This is a genomic window from Mesorhizobium sp. M7A.F.Ca.ET.027.02.1.1, assembly GCF_004022985.1.
Taxonomy (GTDB): domain Bacteria; phylum Pseudomonadota; class Alphaproteobacteria; order Rhizobiales; family Rhizobiaceae; genus Mesorhizobium.
In genome coordinates this window covers 1-4,684 of the sequence record NZ_RZOL01000446.1, presented here as the reverse complement: position 1 = coordinate 4,684, position 4,684 = coordinate 1, and the positions used below count along the sequence as shown (strand labels likewise).

6 protein-coding genes and 1 pseudogene are annotated in these 4,684 nt (G+C 63.0%); 4 read left to right on the top strand and 3 right to left on the bottom strand.

The genetic code is table 11. The annotated features are described in order from the left end of the window. From EN749_RS30900 to EN749_RS30890, 3 genes are all read left to right on the top strand, one after another. On the top strand, positions 1-366 hold a 366-nt coding region (locus EN749_RS30900; RefSeq protein ID WP_189367812.1), incomplete at its 5' end, for a cobalamin-dependent protein. Positions 367-436: 70 nt separating this feature from the next. Then, positions 437-658: an AbrB/MazE/SpoVT family DNA-binding domain-containing protein gene (locus tag EN749_RS30895; protein ID WP_127269970.1), complete on the top strand. Its 222-nt coding sequence runs from the start codon at positions 437-439 to the stop codon at positions 656-658. Beyond that, the gene (locus tag EN749_RS30890; RefSeq protein WP_128364575.1) at positions 655-1,044 is read left to right on the top strand and encodes a type II toxin-antitoxin system death-on-curing family toxin; all 390 of its coding nucleotides are present in this window, start codon (positions 655-657) and stop codon (positions 1,042-1,044) included. The genes EN749_RS30895 and EN749_RS30890 overlap by 4 nt, the downstream gene beginning before the upstream one ends. Here the strand turns inward: EN749_RS30890 and greA are convergent. After that, positions 1,041-1,514: a transcription elongation factor GreA gene (gene greA / locus EN749_RS30885; RefSeq protein ID WP_127810943.1), complete on the bottom strand. Its 474-nt coding sequence runs from the start codon at positions 1,512-1,514 to the stop codon at positions 1,041-1,043. The two genes, EN749_RS30890 and greA, sit on opposite strands and share 4 nt — an antisense overlap. 119 nt (positions 1,515-1,633) lie before the next feature. On the opposite strand from greA, the gene EN749_RS30880 reads away from it, so the two are divergent. Beyond that, positions 1,634-3,010, top strand: a complete 1,377-nt coding sequence (locus tag EN749_RS30880) for a TIGR03808 family TAT-translocated repetitive protein (RefSeq protein WP_128364574.1) — start codon at positions 1,634-1,636, stop codon at positions 3,008-3,010. Here EN749_RS30880 and EN749_RS30875 read toward each other — a convergent pair. Then, complete coding sequence (locus EN749_RS30875; RefSeq protein WP_127810945.1) at positions 3,003-4,007, bottom strand: asparaginase; 1,005 nt, start codon at positions 4,005-4,007, stop codon at positions 3,003-3,005. The two genes, EN749_RS30880 and EN749_RS30875, sit on opposite strands and share 8 nt — an antisense overlap. Positions 4,008-4,032: 25 nt before the next feature. Then, a pseudogene (locus EN749_RS30870) lies at positions 4,033-4,684 on the bottom strand (thiolase domain-containing protein); the annotation flags it as partial.

The following is a 4,684-nucleotide window of genomic DNA, read 5'->3' as shown; positions in this document are numbered from 1 at the left end:
GGTCAGGACGGCCACGACCGTGGCCAGAAGGTCATCGCCACGGCCTTCGCCGATCTCGGCTTCGACGTCACCGTCGGCGCGATGTTCCAGACACCGGAGGAGATCGCCAAGCTGGCGGTCGCACAGGACGTCCACATCGTCGGCGCCTCGTCGCTGGCGGCGGGACATCTGACGCTGATCCCCGAACTGCGCGACGCGCTGAAAAAGCTCGGCTGCGGCGACATGCTGATCGTCGCCGGCGGCGTCATCCCACCGCAAGACTATGACGCGGTGCGACAGGCCGGCGCTGCCGAGATCTTCCCGCCGGGAACTGTTATTCCGGAGGCGGCGGATCGGCTGCTGGACCGGCTGCTGGCGGTCCGCTAGGCTTGTTATAATACCTGTTGCAACTTCTCGCCGGTCGAGTTATAATCGGCGTTGCAACAGGATATCTGTCATGAACACGACCATTCGCAAGATCGGTAATTCGGAAGGTGTGATCCTGCCCAAGGATCTGCTCGATCGTCTGAACATGAAGACAGGTGATCAGCTCCAGATCGTCGAAACGGACAAGGGCATTGCCCTTGAGCCGATGGACGACAGTTTCGAGCGGCAGATGGAAGCTGCTCGCAAGGTCATGGACAAATACAAGGTCGCGCTTCAGAAGCTCGCCGAATGAGCTGGGAGTTCCTTACCCGGCGTGCGGTTGAAGCGATGCATGCCGAGCAGTTGCGCAGGCATGGCGGTGCTCAAGGTTTGAGAGATGAAAATGCTCTCGAATCTGCGCTCGCGCGTGCCGAGAACAAGGCCAACTACGAAAACCCTTCGGTTGAAGACCTAGCAGCCGCCTATGTCTTCGGCATCGCAAGAAATCATGCCTTTGTCGACGGCAACAAGCGCACGGCCATAGTTGCAGCCGGTGCATTTTTGATCGTGAACGGCCATGTCCTGACAGCCGACAACGGCACGCTCTACGAATTCGTCATGGCCGTTGCTTCAGGCGAGATCGATGAACCCGGAGCCGCGGCGTTCTTCCGCGACCATGTCGTCAAGATCGAGGATTAGCTCTCGGAAAGCTTGACGATTTCCCATTCCTTGCCGTTGACGCTGGCCAAGTCGCCGATCTTCTTGCCGAATAGGGCGACCGCCATCGGCGAAACATGCGAAATGCTACCCTTGGTGGGATCAGCCTCGTCTTCGCCGACAATTTTCCAGTGGACCTTCCTGCCGTCATTGCTCTCGATCGTGACGCCCATGCCGAAGCGCACAAGGTTACTGCCCGGCTCCGGCACCGAGAGTTCGGCGCTTTCACGCCGGGCGGTCCAATAGCGCAGGTCGCGCGACACGACCGCGATGCGCTCGCGGTCGGCTTTGCGTTCGGCCTTCGCCAGTATGTCGCGCAGATCGGCGAGATTGTCCTCGATCTGCGCCAGGCCGCGTTCCGTCACCAGATTGCGATGGTGGCTGACCGGCCGCTCACCGACGCCGGCGATGGCATTTTCGCTGTCTTCCTCGCGGGTGAAAGCTCTGCTCATTTCCTGAACTTAGGCCCGCAGAGGCTGCTCGACAAGCCATTGTCGCGCGCTCGGCAGGAGAGACAGAACGGCTGGCACGATTCCTGCGATAGCTGGCTCAACGCTGGGATTCTGTGCCGATGTTGAACAGGCGAACGCTGCTGACTGGGACCGCCGGCTTTGCCGTCATGGGGCTTGCGCTCGGCAAGGCGGTGGCCGCAAGCTTGAGCGGCATCGAGAAAGCCTCGATGCGCGGCTCGATCAATGCCACAGAACTCGGCGTGCAGCCCGGCACATCAGACGATCAGAGCAAGACCTTCGCCAAGCTGCTGCGTGACGCCAATGCCCGCGATATGCCGGTGTTCCTGCCGCCCGGCACCTATGTCGTCTCCAATCTTTCACTGCCCGGCCGCGTACGTCTTTCCGGGGTGCCGGGCGCGACGCGCGTCGTTTACGGCGGTGACGGCCACCTTTTCATGGCCGAACAGGCTGACCATATCGAACTCAGCGGTCTGGTCTTTGATGGTTCGAACCGCACGATGGGCGATTACACGCAAGGGCTGCTCGATCTGCGCCGTATCGCGCACCTCGCCATCGACAATTGTCAGATCACCGGCAGCAGCAAGAACGGACTGGCGCTGGAACACGCGATCGGCCGGATCGAGCGCAGCGAGATATCGGGCGCCGCCGATGCCGGCATTTACTCGGTCGAGGCTGGCGGGCTGTCCATTACGGGCAACACCGTCTCCGATTGCGCCAGTGGCGGCATCCTCGTGCACCGCTGGCAGGTGGCCGAAGACGGCACCATGGTCACCGGCAACCGCGTCCAACGGATCCAGGCACGCAGCGGCGGAACCGGGCAGAACGGCAACGGCATCAATGCCTTTCGCGCCGGCAATGTCGTCATCTCGGGCAACATCGTCTCGGACTGCGCCTTCTCGGCGATCCGCGCCAACAGCGCCAGCAACCTGCAGATATCGGGCAACACCTGCTCGCGCTCGGGCGAAACGGCGGTCTATTCCGAGTTCTCGTTCGAAGGCGCCATCATCAGCAACAACATCGTCGACGGCGCCGCCAACGGCATCTCGATCGTCAATTTCAACGAAGGCGGCCGCATGGGCGTCTGCTCCGGCAACATCGTGCGCAATCTGTCGACCAGCGGTCCCTACCCCGCCGACTCGCCGGGATTTGGCGTCGGCATCGGCGTTGAGGCCGACACCACCGTTTCCAACAACGTCATCGAGAACGCGCCGCTTTATGGCATGCAGATCGGCTGGGGTCCCTACCTGCGCAATGTCGTCGCTACGGGCAACATCATCCGCAAGGCCGGAACCGGTATCGTCGTGTCCGTGGTCGAGGGTGCCGGCACGGCGGTCATTTCAGACAATATCATCGACGGCGCGCTCAACGGTGCGGTTGTCGGCCAGCGCTGGGCCGAGCCCGCAACGGGCGACCTCGCCTCGTCAAACGATACCGGCTATGCGCATCTGACCGTCGAGCGCAATCACGTCAGTTGAGGGCTGCCGTCGGCCTCAGCGCCCCGACCTTGGCACCGTTGCGGTTTTCTATGGGCGTGTTTGCCAACTCGCTCAGCTTGAACGCCAATGCCTCGTCGGCGCGCAACAGTTTGGCGAGGACGGTGGCAATCATGGCTTCGCCGGCGCGGCCGGCGCCATCATCGCATTTGAGCGCGATGCCGAGACCAAGCTCCGGAATTGCGGCACAATGGACGCCCTCGGCGCCGCCTTTGGTGAAAATCCGCCCTGGTGCGGCCTCCATCAGTGCGACGTCTTCGCGGCCTGTGCCGGCAACGAAGAACGGCTCGGCCATGCAGGCGGCCAGCAGCCGCCTCGCGGCCTTGGCTCGCTCGGGGCCAAAACCTGATGTCGTGGCCATGCGGGCAAAGCCGATCGCAAAGCTCCTGAGCGGCACCGCATAGGTTGGGATCGAACAGCCATCGATGGCCCGCTGGTCCTCACCATGGACAGCGCCCGTCACCGATTGCATGGCGTCGCGCACCAGTTCCTGCAAGCCATGTCCCGGCTTGACATAGCCACGATGCGCAATGCCCGCGTGGACGCAGGTGCAGAGGAAGCCGGAATGCTTGCCGGAGCAATTGTTGTGCAATGCGTTCGGCGAGCCGCCGGCGCGGGCGAGCGCAATCTCGGCGTCATGATTGGACGGCCAATGCGTGCCGCACTCGAGCGCCGACCCATCCAGCCCGACCTTGGACAGAATGGATCGCGCCAGTTCGACATGGGCCGGCTCGCCTGAGTGGGACGCACAGGCGAGCGCCAGTTCGCGGTTGCCGAAGCCATAGGCATCGGCCGCACCGCTTTCGACCAGCGGCAGTGCCTGGATCGCCTTGACCGCCGAGCGCGGAAACACCGGCTTGGCTGTGTCGCCGATCTCCCAGACGGGCTTGCCATCGCCATCGAAGACCGCGACTGAGCCGCGATGCGCGCTCTCGACGATCGCGCCGCGCAACACTTCGATCAGAACCGGATTTGTCATGAACCCTCCCGTAAATGCGGGCGGTTTACCTGATCCGGTCGAGAATGGAAACGTAGTTGGCGACCGCGGCACCGCCCATATTGAAGATGCCGCCAAGCTTGGCGCCCGGCACCTGGATGCCGCCGGCCTCGCCGACAAGCTGCATGGCGGTCAAGACATGCATCGACACGCCCGTGGCGCCGATCGGATGGCCCTTGGCCTTCAGCCCACCGGAGGGATTGACCGGCAGGCGGCCATCCCTGGCCGTTGTGCCGTCCAGCGCAAGCTTGGCCCCCTCTCCCGGCTTGGCAAGACCCATCGCCTCATATTCGATCAGTTCGGCAATGGTGAAGCAGTCATGCGTCTCGACGAAGGACAGATCGTCGAGCGTCACGCCGGCTGATTTCAACGCCCGGTTCCAGGCCTGTTCGCAGCCTTCGAAGGTCAGGATGTCGCGCTTCGACATCGGCAGGAAATCCTGCACATGCTCGTTGGCGCGGAAGGCAACGGCACGGCGCATCTTCAGCGCCGTGGCGGTGTCGGCAAGGATAAGGGCGGCGGCGCCGTCGGAGACCAGCGAGCAGTCGGTGCGCTTCAGTGGGCCGGCAACGAACGGGTTCTTCTCGCTCTCCTGGCGGCAGAACTCGTAGCCGAAATCCTTGCGCATCTGTGCATAGGGGTTGTCGACGCCGTTCTTG

What these genes read in the sequence shown, in the direction of transcription:
- greA (WP_127810943.1), bottom strand. Translation starts at nt 1,514, where the DNA reads ATGAGCAGAGCTTTCACCCGCGAGGAAGACAGCGAAAATGCCATCGCC.
- EN749_RS30890 (WP_128364575.1), top strand. Translation starts at nt 655, where the DNA reads ATGAGCTGGGAGTTCCTTACCCGGCGTGCGGTTGAAGCGATGCATGCC.
- EN749_RS30880 (WP_128364574.1), top strand. Translation starts at nt 1,634, where the DNA reads ATGTTGAACAGGCGAACGCTGCTGACTGGGACCGCCGGCTTTGCCGTC.
- EN749_RS30875 (WP_127810945.1), bottom strand. Translation starts at nt 4,007, where the DNA reads ATGACAAATCCGGTTCTGATCGAAGTGTTGCGCGGCGCGATCGTCGAG.
- EN749_RS30895 (WP_127269970.1), top strand. Translation starts at nt 437, where the DNA reads ATGAACACGACCATTCGCAAGATCGGTAATTCGGAAGGTGTGATCCTG.